This is a genomic window from Mycobacteroides chelonae, from assembly GCF_016767715.1.
GTDB classification, from domain to species: Bacteria; Actinomycetota; Actinomycetes; order Mycobacteriales; family Mycobacteriaceae; genus Mycobacterium; species Mycobacterium gwanakae.
In genome coordinates this window covers 3,666,765-3,683,374 of record NZ_CP050145.1, presented here as the reverse complement: position 1 = coordinate 3,683,374, position 16,610 = coordinate 3,666,765, and the positions used below count along the sequence as shown (strand labels likewise).

Genomic DNA, 16,610 nt, shown 5'->3' with positions numbered 1-16,610 from the left:
TCAGCCGAGCTGCAACGCGACCACCAGCCAGCTGCCCCGTACGGACTGGATGCGGCCGGCGAACGCCCTGATGCGTCCGCCGCGCTCGAATGTCCCGAATATCTCTGCGGCGTCGTCCGCGCAGCGGCGCACCCGAATCTTCGACAACCGGGCAGTGGCGGTGACCGGGGTCCGCGAGGAGCGTGCCATCACCGCGGACAGTGGCCCGTCACCCAGCAGCGGGCGCAGCTGAGTGACCGGACGGCGCCGGTCCATGACTTCCAGCACGCGGCGCATTGCGGCATCGGCGAACGCAATCGCCTGGGGCGGCGGAGACTGTTCGCGCAGATGTGTTTGACGCTCGATACCCGCTGGCCGAGTCCGTGATTGGTGCAACCTCGCTGGACGTGGTGTCTGACAGGCCGGCGGCAGGCTGGCCAGCACCGGCGCCGGTTCGTAGTCGGCCACCCGAGTGACATAGCGATGAGACATTTTCCCCCTCCAGTGAAATGAGCCCCCTCATTTGCTCTGCTGGAGAGATGCAGATTATTGCGATCATGATCGCACAGCCGGTGGTCAGGGCGCCAGGGTACGGTGAGCAAGACGTTCGGCACAGCGGCGCCGTTGGGTACAAGTGGTGAGTTTGAGGGGAAGGCGGCGCGGATTGTGGTGACCCGGTTGTCCGCGCTCGACGCATCGTTCTACTCCCGCGAGGACAGCTCTACCCCGATGCATGTCGGCTCGTTGGCGATCATCCGCAAGCCCCGCGGCGGCTTCACGTATGAGGAGCTTCTCGCGCTGGTGGAGAGCCGATTGCCGCAAGTTCCGCGCTATCGGCAGAAGGTCAAGGAGATCGGGTTCGGGCTGGCTCGGCCGGTCTGGCTCGACGATGTCGATTTCGACGTCACCTACCACATCCGGCGCTCGGCACTACCGTCGCCGGGAAGTGATGGTCAGTTGCAAGACCTGGTGGCGCGCTTGACATCTCGCCCACTGGATCGATCGCGGCCATTGTGGGAGATGTACCTGGTGGAGGGGTTGTCCAAAAACCGCCTGGCCATCTACACCAAGACACATCAGGCCCTGGTGGATGGCCAATCCGCACTGGAACTCGGGCAGGTCATGTTCGACCGGACGGCCCGCACGCCGGACTTCGGGGAGGACATCTGGGTTCCCGGGCATGAACCGAGTACGAACGAGCTGATCGCCGGCGCTGTTTCGGAATGGTTGGCGCGTCCCGGTGCCCGTCTGGAGGCGGTGCGCACCGCGGTCGCCGATGCCGCATCACTGACGGGCGAGATCGGTGAGCTGGGGGAGCGGATGGTCAAGGTGGTGCGCACCGCGGCTCGCGGTACCGCACCGCGCGGCCCGCTCAACCAGCGCGTGTCGCGCAGCAGGCGGTTCAGCGTGGTGACCACCAAACTGGCCGACTATCGGCGGGTGCGCGCCAAGTACGATTGCGATGTCAACGACGTGGTCTTGGCGGTAGTCGCTGGGGCGCTGCGTAATTGGCTGATGAGCAGGGGGGAGCCGGTCACCACTGCCTCCACGATTCGCGCGATAGTGCCGATGTCGGTGTACCGGGACGGGGATCTGGATGTCCTCGCCGAGGGGGCCGCCACCACCGAGGTGTCACCATTTCTCGTAGATCTCCCGGTCGGGGAGGGTAACGCCGTGGTGCGGCTGTCTCAGATCGCGCATGCCACCGAATCGCACTCTGCCGCATTTAGTTTGGTGGACGTGCCGAACATGGCCGCGCTCTCGGGATTCGTGCCGCCGACCCTGCATGCACTGGCGGCCCGCGTCGCGACCACCCTGCCCAATCGGTTGTTCAATCTGTTGGTCACGAATGTTCCTGGGCCGCAAGCGCCGATGTACCTCGGCGGTGCGCGCTTGGCGGAGATCTACCCGGTACCTCCCTTGTTGCGCAATCAGGTGTTGTCGATCGGGCTGACTTCTTACAACGGCGTTGTGTACTACGGGATCAATGCTGATCGCGACGCGATGCCCGATGCCGACATGCTCCCGGTGTTGATCACCGAGGCGCTCGATGAACTGCTGGAGGCGGCGCAGTAATGCAGGTTTATATCCCGGTGACGCTCGCGATGCTGCGTGAACTGGTGGCCGATGGCGAGCTCTGGCCGGTGAACGGCACTGCTTTCGCGGTGACACCGGCGCTGCGTGAGGCCTACTCCGCGGGTGATGACGAGGAGCTGTCCGAGGTGGCGATGCGTGAGGCGGCGATGGCCTCGCTGCGGCTGCTGGCCAATCATGACGGCGAGAACCAATTGCCGGCCCGGCGGGCGGTGCTGGTGGCCGACGCCGACGATGCCAAGCTGCGTCCGGACCTGGACGATGCGGTGGTGCGGCTGGCGGGCGCGGTACCGATATCCGCGGTGGTGGCCGCGCACGTCGACCTGGCGCAGGCTGAGTCCGATGTGGTGCGCGCGGCCGAGGTGATCGATGCCGCAGACCTGGGCGATGAGGATGCCGAGCTGGTGGTCGGGGACGCTCAAGACCACGATCTAGCCTGGTACGCGACTCAAGAACTACCGTTCCTGCTCGACCTGCTGTAGGCGGCATGACGTGGCCGATTGGCCTGTTTCCGGCCAGTAACCTACGGTAGCGTAGGTTACGCCTGGCAGGGCATCTCCTTCATCACCGGAAGGTCATTGGCTGTGAAATTGTCTTCCTGGCTCGACGCGTCCGCCTCGGGTGCGCCCAAGTCGCGCCATGCCGCGGTAAACGTCTTGCGTGGCTTGGCTTCCCGCATCACCACCCCGCTGCTCCCGGACGACTATCTGAGTCTGGCCAATCCGCTGTGGTCGGCCCGGGAACTGCGCGGCCGCGTGGTCAGCGTGCACAAGGAGACGAGCGATTCGGCGACCCTGGAGATCAAGCCAGGCTGGGGCTTCCACTTCGACTATCACCCGGGTCAATACGTCGGGATCGGCGTGCTGATCGACGGACGGTGGCGTTGGCGGTCGTACTCGCTGACATCGGCGCCCGTGCACGCCGGTGGTTCGGGGCGCACCATCACCATCACCGTCAAGGCGATGCCCGAGGGATTTCTCTCGACACACCTGGTCAACGGCCTCGAGCCCGGCACGATCGTGCGACTGGCGGCCCCTCAGGGGAACTTCGTGCTGGACGACCCCGCGCCACCGGCGATCTTGTTCCTCACCGCGGGTAGCGGCATCACCCCGATCATGTCGATGCTGCGTACGTTGGTACGCCGGTCGGCGGCGGCTGAGTTACCCCTGCCGGATGTCGTGCACCTGCACTCGGCGCCCACCGAGGCCGACGTGATGTTCGCCGGTGAGCTCGCCGCGTTCTCCGAGGAGCACCCGTCGTACCACTACCGTCTGCGGACGACGAGAACGCAGGGACGTCTGGACCTTTCAACACTGGCCTCGGAGGTGCCGGACTGGGCGCAGCGCCAGACGTGGGCGTGCGGTCCGGAAGGCATGCTCGACGACGCGCAGCGGGTATGGGCCGACGCCGATCTTGCCGATCTACTGCACCTGGAGCGATTCGCGGTATCGCGGGCCGCGCCCCACGGGCAGGGTGGTCTGGTCACCTTCGCGCGCAGCGGTAAGCAGCGCGCGGCCGATGCGGCGACCTCGCTGATGGAGGCCGGGGAGGAAGCCGGGGTGCAGATGCCCTTCGGGTGCCGCATGGGGATCTGTCAGACCTGTGTGGTGTCACTGCTGGAAGGGCACGCGCGCGACCTGCGAAATGGTGCCGAGCACGAGCCGGGATCGCGCATTCAGACCTGCGTTTCCGCAGCCTCGGGGGATTGCGTGCTCGACGTATGAGGTTAACGGTCTAGTAACCTACGGTGCCGTAGGTTACGCTATCGTAGGCACGAACCGGCGAAGGGAGCTCACGGATGGCGATTTCGGATATCCAGGAATTCGCGCACCTCACCGAGGCTGATGTCGAGGCCCTCGGCAATGAGCTGGACGCGATCCGTCGGGATGTCGAGGAATCGCTCGGAGCCGCCGATGCACGGTATATCCGTCGCACCATCGCCGCCCAGCGTGCCCTGGAACTGAGTGGGCGTGTGCTGCTGACCGCGAGCAAGAAGCGGTCTGCCTGGTGGGCTGGAGCGGTGACGCTCGGGGTGGCCAAGATCGTCGAGAACATGGAGATCGGCCACAACGTCATGCACGGCCAGTGGGATTGGATGAACGATCCCGAGATCCACTCCTCCAGCTGGGAGTGGGACATGGTGGACCCGGCCTCGCACTGGAAGCAGACCCACAACTACATCCACCACAAGTACACCAATGTGCTGGGCATGGATGACGACGTGGGCTACGGTCTGCTGCGCATCACCCGCGACAAGAAGTGGACACCGTTCAACCTGGGCAACCTCGTCTACAACACGCTGTTGATGCTCCTCTTTGAATGGGGTGTTGGCACACAGCATTTGGAGCTCGGCAAGGTAGCCCAGGGGCGCGCCGACAAGGCGGAGTTCCGCGCCAAGCGTGACGAGGCGCTGGCCAAGATGGGCAAGCAGGTCGCCAAGGACTACGTGGCCTTCCCGGCGCTGAGCGCGCTCTCGCCCGCGGGAAGCTATCGCAAGACGGTGACCGCCAACCTGTTGGCCAACGTGATCCGCAACATCTGGTCCAACGCGGTCATCTTCTGCGGCCACTTCCCGGACGGTGCCGAGAAGTTCACCAAACAAGACCTGGAGAATGAGACACAGGGCCAGTGGTACCTGCGACAGATGTTGGGCAGCGCCAACTTTGACGCCGGTCCGGCGATGGCCTTCATGAGTGGCAACCTGTGCCACCAGATCGAGCACCATCTGTTCCCGGATCTGCCGAGTAACCGGCTCTCTGCGGTGGCGGTACGCGTGCGCGAGCTGTGCGACAAGTACGACCTGCCGTACACCTCCGGGCCGTTCCTGCTGCAGTACGGCAAGGCCTGGCGCACCATCGCCAAGCTGTCACTGCCGGACAAGTACCTGAAGTACACCGCGGACAATGCGCCGGAAACACGCAGCGTCAAGATGTTCGACGAGCTGGAGCCGCGCGAGCGGCGCGGTCTGAAGTCGGCGTTCGCGGCGGTACGTGAACGCAGAAGGGCGCGTCGCGGCGCCAACGCCTGACGAGAAAACCTAAAAGCCCCCGAACGCGCAATGCGTCGGGGGCTTTTAGGTTAGTGGTGGCCGGGAACTACCCCAGGCCGGATACGGACAGCCACATGGTGGCCCAGGCGGCGACACCGCAGGCGAAAATGGCTGCCACATTGGCGATTCTACGAACGTAGCTCGTCATCTCTTAACCCCTGACCCTAGTTGGCTGTTTCCGTCGCAGCCACTGATGGAAACGCTAATCGCCATGTGCTGTTCGCGCGATTCGAGAAGGCTTCCGCAACCAAGAGTTAGGCCGTTGTTAACACAGAGAGCAGCTGTCGCACCGCGATCACTCGTTTCGCGGACGCGCCGGTGAGCTCGTCGAGGGCGCACTCGGGGTCTGCGGGTGGGCCAAGATGCTGGCAGCCGCGCGGGCAGTCCTCGATGGCCTCGGACAGGTCGCTGAATGCGGCGAACACGTCTGCCGGCTTGATGTGGGCCAGACCGAACGACCTGATGCCCGGGGTATCGATGACCCAGCCCGATGGATGCAGCGGCAAGGCCACCGATTGGGTGGATGTGTGCCGGCCCTTGCCGACGCCGGTCACCTCGCCCGTCGCGCGGTCGGCTTCGGGGACAAGCCGATTGACTAAAGTTGACTTACCCACCCCGGAGTGGCCGAGTAGCGCGGTGAGACGGCCGGTCAGCACATCCATGATGGGCTCCAGGGGCGCGTCGCGTCCCGCGACGATGACCTGAATATCGAGATCTGAGAACTGTGCTGCGAACGAATCTGGATCTGTGAGATCGGTTTTGGTGAGAGCCAGGATGGGAATGAGGCCTCCCGCGTACGCCGCGATGAGCGCACGCTCCACCAGTCCGGTGCGCGGCGGGGGATCGGCTACCGCCACCACGATGAGCAACTGATCGGCGTTCGCCACAAAGACCCGTTCAAACGGATCAGTGTCATCGGCTGTGCGGCGCAACACCGTTCGCCGTTCCTCCAGCCGTACGATGCGTGCCAGCGAGTCGGGTCGGCCGGACAGGTCGCCCACCAGGCTGACGGTATCGCCCACCACGATCGGAGTGCGGCCGAGCTCACGGGCACGCATCGCGGTCACCTGTTCGGTGGGGTCGTTGTTGAGCACGCACCCCCAGCGGCCGCGGTCCACGGTGACCACCATCGCGGGCACCGCGTCGGCGTGATCGGGACGATTCTTGGTGCGAGGCCGCGAGCGCCGGCCCGGCCGGATGCGGGCGTCAGACTCGTCGTACTCGCGTGGGCTCAAGAGGCGCGACCGCCAGATTGGGCCAGCATGTCGGCCCACATTCCGGGGAAGTCGGGCAGTGTCTTGCCGGTGGTGGCGATGTCGTCGACGGAAACGCCGGGCACCTTCAGGCCGACGAGGGCTCCGGCAGTGGCCATCCGGTGATCGGCGTACGAGCCCCAGACGCCGCCGTGCAGATCGGTGGCGACGATCCGCAGCCCGTCTTCGGTCTCCTCGCATTGTCCACCCAGAGCGTTGATCTCATGGGCAAGCGCCTTGAGCCGGTCGGTTTCGTGCCCGCGCAGATGCGCGATCCCACGCAGTGTGGAGACGCTCCCGGGTGCGGCGAGGGCAGCCAGTGCCGCCACCGTCGGGGTCAGCTCGCCAACCTCGCCAAGGTCCAGATCGACACCGCCATAACCGGTCTGGCCGATGACCTCCAGATGGGAATCCGTCAGTGACACTGTCTGGGCGAACTGGCGCACCACGTTCTCGATCTGGCGGGCGGGCTGAGTGGATTCTCGCGGCCAGCCACTGATGCGCACACTTCCGCCGGTGGCCAACGCCGGCGCGATGAACGCCAGCGCGTTCGACAGGTCAGGCTCGATCACCCAGTGGTGTGCGGGAATTGGCTGCGGATCGATATGCCAGCGCCCGGGGGTGGAATCGTCGACCGCGATGCCCGCCTCACGCAGCATCGTCACCGTCATGACCACGTGTGGACCCGACGGCAGCACGTCCGCGGTATTCACCGCCGTCAGACCTTCGGCGAACGCGGCGCCGGAAAGCAGGAGACCGGAAACGAATTGGGACGATCCGGAGGCATCGACACCGACCTGGCCGCCGCGGACCTGTCCCGCGCCGGCCACTGTGAACGGCAGGTGCTGCCCGTCGATGCCGACTCCGATGGCGCGCAGCGCGTCCAGCAGCGGAGCAATGGGACGGGCGCGTGCCTGATCGTCGCCGTCAAAAATGGTGGGGGCGTGACGAAGTGCTGCCAGCGGTGGCAGGAAACGAAGGACTGTTCCGGCAAGCCCGCAGTCGACCCTCGAGGTGTCTCCGTCGCCGGTCCCGGGGGAGATCGTCAGATCGGTACCGTCGCCGGTGACGGCAAACCCGAGGGCTTGTAGCGCCCCGATCATCAGATCGGTGTCGCGGCTGCGCAACGCGCCGGACACGGTGGAGGTGCCGCCCTCACGCGCCGCCAGGGCCGCGAGCGCGAACGCTCGATTGGTCTGAGATTTCGAGCCGGGCATGGTGATGGTCGCGTTGACGGAACCGTCGATCGTCGGTGCCTGCCAGAGTCCGCTTGTCACCGCCCTATTGTCCCGGACGCATACCTGTGGTGTCGGCCCCGGGTGGCACGATGGCGATATGTGCGGACGGTATGCGGTAACGATCGACCCGGCGCTGCTTGCCGCGGAGATCGACGCAATCGACGAGATAAGCACAGCGAGTCAGGCGTCGGAATCTGCGCAGCAGCTTCCCGTCATCCCGAACTACAACGTCGCCCCCACCGATCCGGTGCTCACGGTGGTGGCGCGGCATCGCGAACCCGGCGACGTTCCCACTCGTCGTATTCGCGCCATGCGCTGGGGGTTGGTGCCGACATGGGCCAAGGCGCGCGAAGACGGTCGGCCGCAGGCCAAGGGTGCGCCCCTGATCAACGCCCGGGCGGAGACCCTCACCACGGCCGCCACCTTCCGCGTGGCCGCGCAATCCAAGCGGTGTCTGGTTCCGATGGACGGCTGGTACGAGTGGCGTAAGCAGGAGGGCGCCAAGACGGCGTTCTATATGAATGCCGGCGACGGAAAGCGGTTGTTCGCCGCGGGCTTGTGGTCGGTGTGGAAGCCCACCGGTCTGCAGGGACAGGACGCGGCGCCGCTGCTGAGCTGCACGATCGTCACCACCGATGCGGTCGGTCCGCTCCAGGAAATTCATGACCGGATGCCGTTGATGCTGGCTGCTCAATCGTGGGATCGCTGGCTGGACCCCGACCGCGATCTGGACCAGAGCCTTCTGCGGGGAACAGGGGACGCAACCGGAATCGACACCCGGCAGGTCTCCTCATTGGTCAACAGTGTCGCGAACAACGGTCCTGAACTACTGGCGCCCGACGACGGATCCCAGCGGGTGGGGGAGCAGATCACCCTGCTGTGACGGATGCGGTCACCGCGTTAGTAAGCCGGACCAGATCATCGGGTGCCAGTGCCATCTGCAGCCCGCGCTTGCCCGCGCTACACAGAATGCGTTCCCAGGTCAGGGCGGACGAATCGATGACGGTGGGTAATGGTTTGCGCTGCCCGAGCGGAGAGATTCCGCCCACCACGTAACCGGAACTGCGTTCGGCCGCCGTCGGATCAGCCATGGTGGCCTTGGCCCGGCCGAGTGCGGTGGCGGCAGCCTTGAGTGAGAGCGTCGCGGGTACCGGGATGACCGCGACCGCCAGATCCGCGCCGCGATCCAGCGAGATCAGCAGTGTCTTGAAGATCTGTTCGGGAACCAATCCGGAACCAGCCAACGCGCGCACCGCCTCATCGCCGAACGCGTTTTCTCCGGGCCGGTGTTCATACGGCAATAGTTCATAGTCGACTCCGGCCGCGATCAACGTGGCGACGGCCGGAGTGGCAGCTTTGGCGGCCTTGGAACCCACGATCTGGACAGTAGCGCTCCGGGTCCAGTGAATTTGGAGTTGACAGTCGAGATACTTTGGGAAATACCCCGGCATGCGTCGGTGTTGAGCAGTGTGTCCGCAGAGAGCGGACTATGGTCCTCAACACGGAAGGGGTATTGCAGGTGACAATGGCGTGCCTCGAACGTCCGATGTCGGTGCCGATCCGTATGGTCGGTGTCGCTACCGAAAGGACCGCCGTGACAGACACTGCAGATCCCGTTGATCAGCCGATTCAGGTGGATACCAAGGCGGAAACTGAGGCCGAGCGGGCCGCACGCTTTCAGCGTGACGCGCTCCCGCTGCTGGATCAGCTCTACGGTGCTGCGCTGCGGATGACACGGAACCCCGCCGATGCGGAGGACCTGGTGCAGGAGACGATGGTCAAGGCGTACGCCGGGTTCGGGACCTTCAAAGAGGGCACTAACCTCAAGGCCTGGCTGTACCGGATTCTCACGAATACCTACATCAATATTTATCGCAAGAAGCAGCGCCAGCCCGCGGAGTATCCGACCGAGGAGATCACCGACTGGCAGCTTGCGGCGAACGCCGAGCACACCTCTACGGGGCTGCGGTCGGCGGAGATCGAGGCACTTGACGGACTGCCTGATGACGAAATCAAGGAAGCGTTGAATAAGCTGCCGGAAGAATTCCGGATGGCCGTGTACTACGCGGATGTCGAAGGCTTCCCGTACAAGGAGATCGCCGAGATCATGGATACGCCGATCGGCACGGTGATGTCGCGGTTGCACCGTGGCCGTCGCCAGCTTCGCGAATTGCTGGCCGAAGTGGCCAAGGACCGTGGGTTCCTGCGCAACAATGAGTTGGCGGAGGGCCGGGCATGACCGACGGTGAACTGAAGAACAGTGTCGATAAGGGTGGCAACTGCGAGGTATCGGGTTGCGCCGAGGTGATCGCGGAGGTCTGGACCCTCCTCGACGGTGAATGCAGCGCAGAGAACAGTGCGCGGCTGCGGCATCATCTCGAAGAGTGCCCTGGCTGCCTGCAGCACTACGGCATCGAAGAGCAGATCAAAACACTCGTAGCCCGCAAGTGCGGTGGAGAAAAGGCACCTGACGGGCTACGTGAGCGTCTTAAGTTGAAGATCACTCAGACCACGCTCATCGAGCAGCGGGCCGAGAACTCCTAGCGCTAGCTGTTGGGACGCTTGCCGTGGTTGGCGGCGTTGTGCTTACGGCTGCGCTTCTTGCGACCACGCTTGGCCATGGGAATCTCCTTACCGATCAAATGGGTTCCGGGTGCGAGCCCGGCTGACATGCCAGCTGCGCGTGGTGCGCGCCGGTGTGTGTATCCAGTCTCTCATGCCGGGGCGGGTGGTTGAAAGCGTGGATCCCGTAGGTGTGGTTCGATACTGAGGACCGGTAACCGGATGTCGACGAGAGCGAGGTGGCGCGCAGGTGGCCGAGGAAGTACACGCCGAGATCGTGGCCAGCGTGCTGGAAGTGCTCGTCAAGAAGGGTGACGCGATCGCCGAAGGCGACACGATCGTCCTCCTGGAATCCATGAAGATGGAGATCCCGGTGCTGGCTGAGGTGGCGGGAACCATAGGCGACGTGAGCGTTTCGGTGGGCGACGTCATCCAGGCCGGCGACTTGATCGCCGTCATCGACGACTAGATCGCCACCGCATGTCAACTCTCGGTGATCTGCTTGCCGAGCACACCATGCTTCCCGGTGAAGCGGTTGATCATCTGCATGCCGTGGTGGCCGAATGGCAGCTGCTAGCTGACCTCTCTTTCGCCGACTATCTGATGTGGGTGCATCGCGACGACGACTCCTTTGTCTGCGTCGCTCAATGCCGGCCCAACACCGCCCCGACGATCATCGACAGCGATGCCGTCGGCACCGTCGCGAAGATCGCGGATGTTCCGTTGGTGGAGGCGGCGTTCGCTTCGGGGACCATCGAGCGGGAAAGTGATTCGGATCTGACCGAACACGCCTCCGAGCTGAACGTGGAGGCGGTCCCGGTGCGCTGTGGGGACCGGACCGTGGCCGTACTAACCCACCAGACCGCACTGGCCTCCCGACTCAAGAAGGGCGTGCTGGAGCGCGCGTATCTGGAGTGCGCGGGCGATCTGCTGCTGATGCTCACCGAGGGCACCTTCCCGAACGTGGCGGACCAGGCGATGTCGCGCTCCAGCCCCCGGGTGGGTGACGGATTCATCCGGCTCGACGTATCCGGTGAGGTCCGATACGCCAGCCCCAATGCCTTGTCGGCGTATCACCGCATGGGCTTGGCCAGCGATCTGCAGGGACATGACCTCATGGAGGTCACCAAGCCGCTCATTTCGGATCCCTTTGAAGGCCAAGAGCTCGCGGCGCACGTCCGTGATGTGCTGGCCGGGGGGCCGAGTATGCGCATGGAGGTCGACGCACGTGGTGCCGCGGTGCTCATCCGCACCTTGCCGCTCATCGTGCGCGGCGCGTCGGTGGGGGCGCTGCTGCTGACCCGTGACGTGACCGAGGTCAAGCGCCGCGACCGGGCACTGCTGTCCAAAGACGCCACCATCCGCGAGATCCACCATCGGGTGAAGAACAATCTGCAGACCGTGGCCGCGCTGCTGCGGCTGCAGGCCCGGCGCACACAGAACGAGGAAGCTCGCGAGGCGCTTTTCGAATCGGTACGCCGGGTGTCGTCCATCGCCCTGGTCCACGACGCCCTGTCGATGTCCGTGGATGAGGAAGTCAACCTCGACGAGGTGATCGACCGGATCATGCCGATCATGACCGATGTGGCCACCGTCGACACCAAGGTGCGAGTCTCGCGCGAAGGTGCGCTCGGGGTGCTCGACTCCGACCGCGCGACACCACTGATCATGGTGATCACCGAGCTGGTGCAGAACGCCATTGAGCACGCCTTCGAGGAGGGTGCGCAGGGTCAGGTGGTTATCAGGGCGGAGCGCTCGGCCCGCTGGCTCGATGTCGTCGTGCATGACGACGGGCGGGGATTACCCGAGGGATTCAGTGTGGAGACGTCCGACCGGCTGGGATTGCAGATCGTCAGGACGTTGGTGTCGGCCGAGATCGACGGCTCACTGGACATGCGCAGCGACGCCGAGGGTGGAACAAATGCGGTGCTTCGGGTGCCACTGGGCCGGCGTGCCCGCCTGATGGCCTGAAAGCTTCTGCGCGGCAATCAATCCGGCCCAGAGCAGCAAAGAACCCGGCACCAAATTGTGCCGGGTTCTGCGATGCTGCGGCGTTAGACGGCGCTGCGGGCGCGAGCGCGGGCGTTGCGACGCTTGAGGGCGCGGCGCTCATCCTCGCTGAGGCCACCCCACACACCGGCGTCCTGGCCCGACTCCAGCGCCCAGGTAAGGCACTCGGTCGTCACCGGACAGCGGTTACAGACGAGCTTTGCGTCAGCGATCTGGGCAAGGGCCGGTCCGCTGTTCCCTACGGGGAAGAACAGTTCCGGATCCTCGTCGCGACAGACCGCCTTATGGCGCCAATCCATAGTTGTGCACTCCTTTTTCATCGCGCGCCACAAGCGCACGAGATCAATGTTTTTCGGCTGTTAACGCGTGCGTACCAAATGTTTCTGCACTGTTGCTTCCGATCGTTTCACAAGCTCAGCAGAAGTCAATAGCGTGAGTTAACACGTGGTCAATCTCACTCGGGGGTGGTGTCTGCGGACTCCACATTCGTTTGTACTACACTGATCCGATCTGCGCCTTGAATCTGGCGAGATTCCCCCATTTTCCCAGGTGGCTTAGTGCTACCGGTGAGTAACATCACGGCCTGCCGGAGATCGACTACGTCAAGTAGTACATCCGATCTGCCCCAGGTGTGACGTAGACCGCGTCGCTGCTGTGAGTCGGCTGTGTCCGGAACGGGCTGTCGCCCAACACTATTGCCTTCCCGGCCGGTCTCAGGAGAGGGCGTCTGCGGGTTTTGCCGGGGCCACCACGTCGAGAACGTCGGGTTCGGCGGTGAAGGTCAGCTCGCTGCGGAACCCGAGGAAATCGCCGTCGACCTGGGTGGCGATAGGTGCTGACGCGCGTATCCGTACCCATGCGACGTCATCTTCGCGCAGCAGGTGGCTGGCCGCGGGACGGTCCGGGCGGGGTGCTCCCACCATGTGGCGGACCAGGCGAAGGTTGGCCATCACGTTCATGCTCTTCGATGCGAATACGCCCAAACCGCTCTCGAAACCGGTGCCCGGGTTTGTCCAGATGGCGCGCTCGTTGGCGTACGTCCACGGGTTGGAATTGCAGATGAACGCGAAGTGGATGCCCTGCTGCGGCTCCTGGCCCGGCAGCTCGACGGTGAGGGTTGGCTGGTGGCGCGCGGCGCGGAAGAAGCTCAGCACCGCGCGTGTCACATACCGTCCGGCCGTGACCTGCTTGCCCTTGTTGCGGTGAGCCTCCATGGCGGCGACCACCTCGCCGTCCAGGCCCATTCCGGCGTTGAAGATGAACCAGCGCTCTCCGCAGTGCCCGAGGCCGATCCGGCGCCACCGTCGCTGGTCACGGCGGTGTGCGTCGAGCAGATCGACCACCTGATTGGTGGCCTGCACGGGGTCGGCCGATATCCCCAGCGTTCGGGCGAACACATTGGCCGAGCCGCCGGGTACCACCGCGATGGCGGGCAGCGGCCCGGGCGCGGGATGTCCCGGCTGGCCGAGCAGGCCGTTCACCACCTCGCTGACCGTGCCGTCGCCGCCGTGTACGACGATGACCGCCGCCCCCTCGTCGGCTGCGCGCCGGGCCAGCTCGCTGGCGTGGCCCCGGTGGTCTGTGTGCAGAACCTGAAGATGCACTCGACTCTCGAGCGCGTGAGCCAGCAGGTCACGCCCGGCCGCCGTTGTCGAGGTGGCATTGGGATTCACGATGAGGACCGCACGCACGGGGCATGAGCCTAGCGGGACCTTCTTCACGCAAGCTGCCCATCGCTGCGGCGAAGTGTCCACCTAGGCTTGTCGGGTGACCACAGCCGTTCCGAATACCGTTCGCCGCGCCGGGACGATCGTTGCCGGTGAAGGCGCCGTGGGGCTGGTCATCGCGGTGGTCCTGGTGGTGCGGGCGGCCGGTGGCGCCGACCAGCATCTGGTGAACGGGTACGGCACCGCCGCGTGGTTCGCGGTATTCGGCACCGCTGTCCTTGCGGCGGGTCTGGCCCTCGCCACGGGGAAACGTTGGGGCAGAGGGATCGCGGTGATGATGCAGCTGCTGCTCCTGCCCGTCGCGTGGTACGCGGCTGTGGGATCGCATCAGCTCGCGCTGGGCGTACCGATCGCCATCGTCGCCGTGGTGGCGCTGGCGCTGCTGTTCAGTCCCACTGCTCAGATATGGGCCACCGGCGACGAATCCGGCCCCGACGAATCCGACTAGCGGTCCGAGGCCAGCTGCGCCAAGGCCGGGCCCTGCAGCCGGTAAGTGATCCAATCCGATTGCGGATTTGCGCCTATCGAGTCGTAGAACTTGATAGACGGTGTATTCCAGTCCAGCACAGCCCAATCCAGCCGGGTATAGCCGTTGGCCACACATTCGGCGGCCAGCGCCGACAGCAGGGCCTTCCCCAGGCCGGTGCCGCGCTGTTCGGGCTTGACGTACAGGTCCTCCAGATAGATGCCGTGTTGACCGGTCCAGGTGGAGAAGTTCAGGAACCACACGGCGGTGCCGCAGACCACCCCGCCCGCCTCTGCGACATGGGCGAAAAGTGCCGGAGCCGAACCGAATAGCGCCTTATGCAGTTGCTCCGGGCTGATGTGGCATTCATCGCGCGCCTTCTCGTACTCCGCCAGATCCTCGATGAGGCCGACGATGGCCGGGACATCCGCTTCGGTGGCACGGCGAATCTGGGTGTTACTCACTGTGGGCTCCTAACCCTGCCAATATGGTCCGGAATTTGACGGTGGTCTCCGACAGTTCGTCCTGGGGATCCGATTCGGCGACCAGGCCGCCGCCCGCGTAGGCGCGGATCGCCGTGCCGTCCGCCGACAGCTCGGCGCAGCGGATCGAGACGGCCCAACGGCCGTCCCCGCTGCTGTCGCACCAGCCGACCGCGCCCGCATAGAACCCGCGATCACCCTCGATGCGTGCGATCAGATCGGCCGCCGCCTCGGTGGGGGTTCCGCACACCGCCGGAGTGGGGTGTAATGCCATTGCCAAATCAAGTGCAGTGGTGGAACTTTGGCGTAACCGAGCGCTGATGGAGGTGCTCAGATGCCAGAGTGCTGCGGTACGACTCAGCGTCGGCTCCGGCGGAACCTGGACATCCACGCACAACGAGGACAGATCCTCGCGCAGCTGATCGATCACCACGGAGTGTTCGTGGCGGTTCTTGTGCGAGCCCGCGAGGTCTTCGCCCGTGCGCCGGTCTTGCGATGGATCACTGGACCGAGGGGCCGAACCGGCGAACGGGTGACAGATCACCATGTCTCCGTGGCGCTCCACCAACAGCTCCGGGCTGCAGCCCACCATGGTGTGTCCACGGAACCGCTCGCCTGCGGGGGAGAGGTCCACGCAGAAACTGTTGGCGTCGGGGTCGTTTCGGATCAGCCGATGGGTCAGCACCAAGGCGTCCACCGGGGCATCGGCCTGTAACTCCAGCACCCGTGCAAGGACCACCTTGGACAGGCCTCCGGTGGTGTCACGCAGCACCTCGACGGCCTCGGTGACACGCCGCAGATGCTCAGAGGGCTCCGGTACTTGTTGTGTCACATGAATATTCGGCATGGTGCCGTAGAACTCGTGGGGCTGCCCGCGCTCAACTGTCGCCGGAACCGTCAGTGCTGCGGGCCTGGAGGTGTCAAAAGGTAGCGCACCCACCAGCATGCGGTGCCGGCCTGTGCGCAGGGCTTCGGCGGCACTCGCGACATCGTCGTAGGCCCTCTCGCGGCCATACGCGTACAACGCGTCGGCCGCCCGCGACATCACGAAATGCGGGTACGCGGGCGAGTCGGTGGCCGTCATGGTCAGCTAGACGGTACCGGGTGCCTGTACCCGGTCAGCCCAAGTGCGGCCACCTGACGCTGGCCGTGCTCATGCCCGCCCACCGCGATCGAGGCCGTGGCCATGCCCAGCCGGGTGCCCTCTTCCAGCGGCAGGTCGATCCACCTGGTCATGAGGGCGCGCGAGAAGTGGCCATGACCGACCAACAGCACATCGCGCTGGGTGAGCTCGGCGGCGATCTTGGCGATCACCCGGTCGGCCCGGGCCTGCACCTGTGCTACCGACTCGCCGCCGGGGCAGCCGTGCGTCCATACCAGCCAACCCGGGTCGTTCTCGCGGATCTGCGGTGTGGTCAGGCCCTCGTAGTCGCCGTAGTCCCATTCGGCGAGCTCCTCGTCGGTTGCGTCGATCGTCAGACCCGCCAGTTCGGCGGTCTGGATCGCCCGTCGGCGCGGACTGCTCACCACAACCGGATCATTCAGATCGAGATTGGCCAGCACCTCGCGCGCCGCCACAGCCTGGGCGCGACCGATTTCCGTGAGATCCAGGTCGGTGCGACCGGTATGCCTGCCGATCTTTGACCACTCCGTTTCGCCATGACGTAGCAACAACATTCGGTTCTGAGGGGCAGACACGCACTTGATTGTGCCGTACCGACTTCCGTCGTGATCGTGTTCGGCATGCCAG

At 65.0% G+C, this 16,610-nt stretch carries 21 protein-coding genes; 10 read left to right on the top strand and 11 right to left on the bottom strand.

Going from position 1 to position 16,610, the window contains the following annotated elements:
- Positions 1–471: an Rv3235 family protein gene (locus tag HBA99_RS18160; RefSeq protein ID WP_030096922.1), complete on the bottom strand. Its 471-nt coding sequence runs from the start codon at positions 469–471 to the stop codon at positions 1–3.
- 174 nt (positions 472–645) lie between these two features.
- Between HBA99_RS18160 and HBA99_RS18155 the strand changes: the two genes are divergently transcribed.
- The 4 genes from HBA99_RS18155 to HBA99_RS18140 all read left to right on the top strand — a co-directional run bounded on the left by HBA99_RS18155 (position 646) and on the right by HBA99_RS18140 (position 5,101).
- Positions 646–2,055 carry a WS/DGAT/MGAT family O-acyltransferase gene (locus HBA99_RS18155; protein ID WP_070950996.1) on the top strand — a complete coding sequence of 470 codons (1,410 nt, stop codon included), beginning with the start codon at positions 646–648 and terminating at the stop codon, positions 2,053–2,055.
- Positions 2,055–2,555 (top strand): DUF6912 family protein, encoded by a 501-nt coding sequence (locus tag HBA99_RS18150; RefSeq protein WP_070950727.1) that lies wholly within the window; start codon positions 2,055–2,057, stop codon positions 2,553–2,555. Before HBA99_RS18155 ends, HBA99_RS18150 begins: the two co-directional genes overlap by 1 nt.
- A gap of 102 nt (positions 2,556–2,657) precedes the next feature.
- Positions 2,658–3,797 (top strand): ferredoxin reductase, encoded by a 1,140-nt coding sequence (locus HBA99_RS18145; protein WP_064409384.1) that lies wholly within the window; start codon positions 2,658–2,660, stop codon positions 3,795–3,797.
- Between the two features lie 74 nt (positions 3,798–3,871).
- Positions 3,872–5,101, top strand: coding sequence for a fatty acid desaturase family protein (locus HBA99_RS18140; RefSeq protein ID WP_070952139.1), 1,230 nt, complete (start codon positions 3,872–3,874; stop codon positions 5,099–5,101).
- Between the two features lie 275 nt (positions 5,102–5,376).
- Here the strand turns inward: HBA99_RS18140 and rsgA are convergent, their stop codons facing one another.
- Together rsgA and aroA are read right to left on the bottom strand one after the other, a co-directional pair.
- Entirely contained in the window at positions 5,377–6,357 is a 981-nt protein-coding gene (gene rsgA / locus HBA99_RS18135) for a ribosome small subunit-dependent GTPase A (protein ID WP_070952140.1), read from the bottom strand.
- A complete protein-coding gene (aroA, locus tag HBA99_RS18130; RefSeq protein WP_070952141.1) occupies positions 6,354–7,652 on the bottom strand; it encodes a 3-phosphoshikimate 1-carboxyvinyltransferase in 1,299 nt (432 codons plus the stop codon). Before aroA ends, rsgA begins: the two co-directional genes overlap by 4 nt.
- A 58-nt stretch (positions 7,653–7,710) precedes the next feature.
- On the opposite strand from aroA, the gene HBA99_RS18125 reads away from it, so the two are divergent.
- Positions 7,711–8,496, top strand: coding sequence for an SOS response-associated peptidase (locus HBA99_RS18125; protein WP_064409381.1), 786 nt, complete (start codon positions 7,711–7,713; stop codon positions 8,494–8,496).
- Here the strand turns inward: HBA99_RS18125 and HBA99_RS18120 are convergent.
- A complete protein-coding gene (locus HBA99_RS18120; RefSeq protein ID WP_070952142.1) occupies positions 8,483–8,989 on the bottom strand; it encodes an aminoacyl-tRNA deacylase in 507 nt (168 codons plus the stop codon). The two genes, HBA99_RS18125 and HBA99_RS18120, sit on opposite strands and share 14 nt — an antisense overlap.
- 149 nt (positions 8,990–9,138) lie before the next feature.
- Between HBA99_RS18120 and HBA99_RS18115 the strand changes: the two genes are divergently transcribed.
- The gene (locus tag HBA99_RS18115) at positions 9,139–9,852 is read left to right on the top strand and encodes a sigma-70 family RNA polymerase sigma factor (protein ID WP_030096931.1); all 714 of its coding nucleotides are present in this window, start codon (positions 9,139–9,141) and stop codon (positions 9,850–9,852) included.
- A complete protein-coding gene (gene rsrA, locus HBA99_RS18110; RefSeq protein ID WP_030096932.1) occupies positions 9,849–10,157 on the top strand; it encodes a mycothiol system anti-sigma-R factor in 309 nt (102 codons plus the stop codon). The genes HBA99_RS18115 and rsrA overlap by 4 nt, the downstream gene beginning before the upstream one ends.
- A gap of 2 nt (positions 10,158–10,159) precedes the next feature.
- Here the strand turns inward: rsrA and HBA99_RS25140 are convergent, their stop codons facing one another.
- Together HBA99_RS25140 and HBA99_RS25035 are read right to left on the bottom strand one after the other, a co-directional pair.
- Positions 10,160–10,234: a 50S ribosomal protein bL37 gene (locus HBA99_RS25140; protein WP_085988129.1), complete on the bottom strand. Its 75-nt coding sequence runs from the start codon at positions 10,232–10,234 to the stop codon at positions 10,160–10,162.
- Between the two features lie 17 nt (positions 10,235–10,251).
- Positions 10,252–10,443, bottom strand: coding sequence for a hypothetical protein (locus HBA99_RS25035; RefSeq protein ID WP_078321276.1), 192 nt, complete (start codon positions 10,441–10,443; stop codon positions 10,252–10,254).
- Here HBA99_RS25035 and HBA99_RS18105 point away from each other — a divergent pair.
- Together HBA99_RS18105 and HBA99_RS18100 are read left to right on the top strand one after the other, a co-directional pair.
- On the top strand, positions 10,426–10,644 hold the full coding sequence (locus HBA99_RS18105) for a biotin/lipoyl-binding carrier protein (RefSeq protein WP_005056341.1): 219 nt from the start codon (positions 10,426–10,428) through the stop codon (positions 10,642–10,644). The genes HBA99_RS25035 and HBA99_RS18105 overlap by 18 nt on opposite strands.
- Before the next feature lie 11 nt (positions 10,645–10,655).
- Positions 10,656–12,146, top strand: a complete 1,491-nt coding sequence (locus tag HBA99_RS18100; protein ID WP_030096933.1) for a sensor histidine kinase — start codon at positions 10,656–10,658, stop codon at positions 12,144–12,146.
- Between the two features lie 83 nt (positions 12,147–12,229).
- Here the strand turns inward: HBA99_RS18100 and HBA99_RS18095 are convergent, their stop codons facing one another.
- Both HBA99_RS18095 and HBA99_RS18090 read right to left on the bottom strand, forming a co-directional pair.
- Positions 12,230–12,484 carry a WhiB family transcriptional regulator gene (locus tag HBA99_RS18095; RefSeq protein ID WP_005056343.1) on the bottom strand — a complete coding sequence of 85 codons (255 nt, stop codon included), beginning with the start codon at positions 12,482–12,484 and terminating at the stop codon, positions 12,230–12,232.
- 414 nt (positions 12,485–12,898) lie between these two features.
- Positions 12,899–13,876, bottom strand: a complete 978-nt coding sequence (locus tag HBA99_RS18090; protein WP_057964422.1) for a diacylglycerol/lipid kinase family protein — start codon at positions 13,874–13,876, stop codon at positions 12,899–12,901.
- 76 nt (positions 13,877–13,952) lie between these two features.
- On the opposite strand from HBA99_RS18090, the gene HBA99_RS18085 reads away from it, so the two are divergent.
- Positions 13,953–14,360, top strand: coding sequence for a hypothetical protein (locus tag HBA99_RS18085; protein WP_030096935.1), 408 nt, complete (start codon positions 13,953–13,955; stop codon positions 14,358–14,360).
- Here HBA99_RS18085 and HBA99_RS18080 read toward each other — a convergent pair.
- Genes HBA99_RS18080 through HBA99_RS18070 form a run of 3 tightly spaced genes read right to left on the bottom strand, consistent with a single transcriptional unit; the run spans position 14,357 to position 16,558 of the window.
- Positions 14,357–14,842, bottom strand: a complete 486-nt coding sequence (locus HBA99_RS18080; RefSeq protein WP_057966889.1) for a GNAT family N-acetyltransferase — start codon at positions 14,840–14,842, stop codon at positions 14,357–14,359. The two genes, HBA99_RS18085 and HBA99_RS18080, sit on opposite strands and share 4 nt — an antisense overlap.
- The gene (locus HBA99_RS18075; RefSeq protein ID WP_070952143.1) at positions 14,835–15,944 is read right to left on the bottom strand and encodes an isochorismate synthase; all 1,110 of its coding nucleotides are present in this window, start codon (positions 15,942–15,944) and stop codon (positions 14,835–14,837) included. The genes HBA99_RS18080 and HBA99_RS18075 overlap by 8 nt, the downstream gene beginning before the upstream one ends.
- Positions 15,945–15,946: 2 nt before the next feature.
- Positions 15,947–16,558, bottom strand: coding sequence for an acid phosphatase (locus HBA99_RS18070; RefSeq protein ID WP_030096938.1), 612 nt, complete (start codon positions 16,556–16,558; stop codon positions 15,947–15,949).
- Positions 16,559–16,610: the final 52 nt, after the last annotated feature.

Excerpts from the sequence above, each read along its gene's own strand:
- HBA99_RS18115 (WP_030096931.1), top strand. The coding sequence starts at position 9,139 with ATGGCGTGCCTCGAACGTCCGATGTCGGTGCCGATCCGTATGGTCGGT.
- HBA99_RS18095 (WP_005056343.1), bottom strand. The coding sequence starts at position 12,484 with ATGGATTGGCGCCATAAGGCGGTCTGTCGCGACGAGGATCCGGAACTG.
- HBA99_RS18150 (WP_070950727.1), top strand. The coding sequence starts at position 2,055 with ATGCAGGTTTATATCCCGGTGACGCTCGCGATGCTGCGTGAACTGGTG.
- rsrA (WP_030096932.1), top strand. The coding sequence starts at position 9,849 with ATGACCGACGGTGAACTGAAGAACAGTGTCGATAAGGGTGGCAACTGC.
- HBA99_RS18140 (WP_070952139.1), top strand. The coding sequence starts at position 3,872 with ATGGCGATTTCGGATATCCAGGAATTCGCGCACCTCACCGAGGCTGAT.
- HBA99_RS18160 (WP_030096922.1), bottom strand. The coding sequence starts at position 471 with ATGTCTCATCGCTATGTCACTCGGGTGGCCGACTACGAACCGGCGCCG.
- HBA99_RS18125 (WP_064409381.1), top strand. The coding sequence starts at position 7,711 with ATGTGCGGACGGTATGCGGTAACGATCGACCCGGCGCTGCTTGCCGCG.
- HBA99_RS18100 (WP_030096933.1), top strand. The coding sequence starts at position 10,656 with ATGTCAACTCTCGGTGATCTGCTTGCCGAGCACACCATGCTTCCCGGT.
- HBA99_RS18075 (WP_070952143.1), bottom strand. The coding sequence starts at position 15,944 with ATGACGGCCACCGACTCGCCCGCGTACCCGCATTTCGTGATGTCGCGG.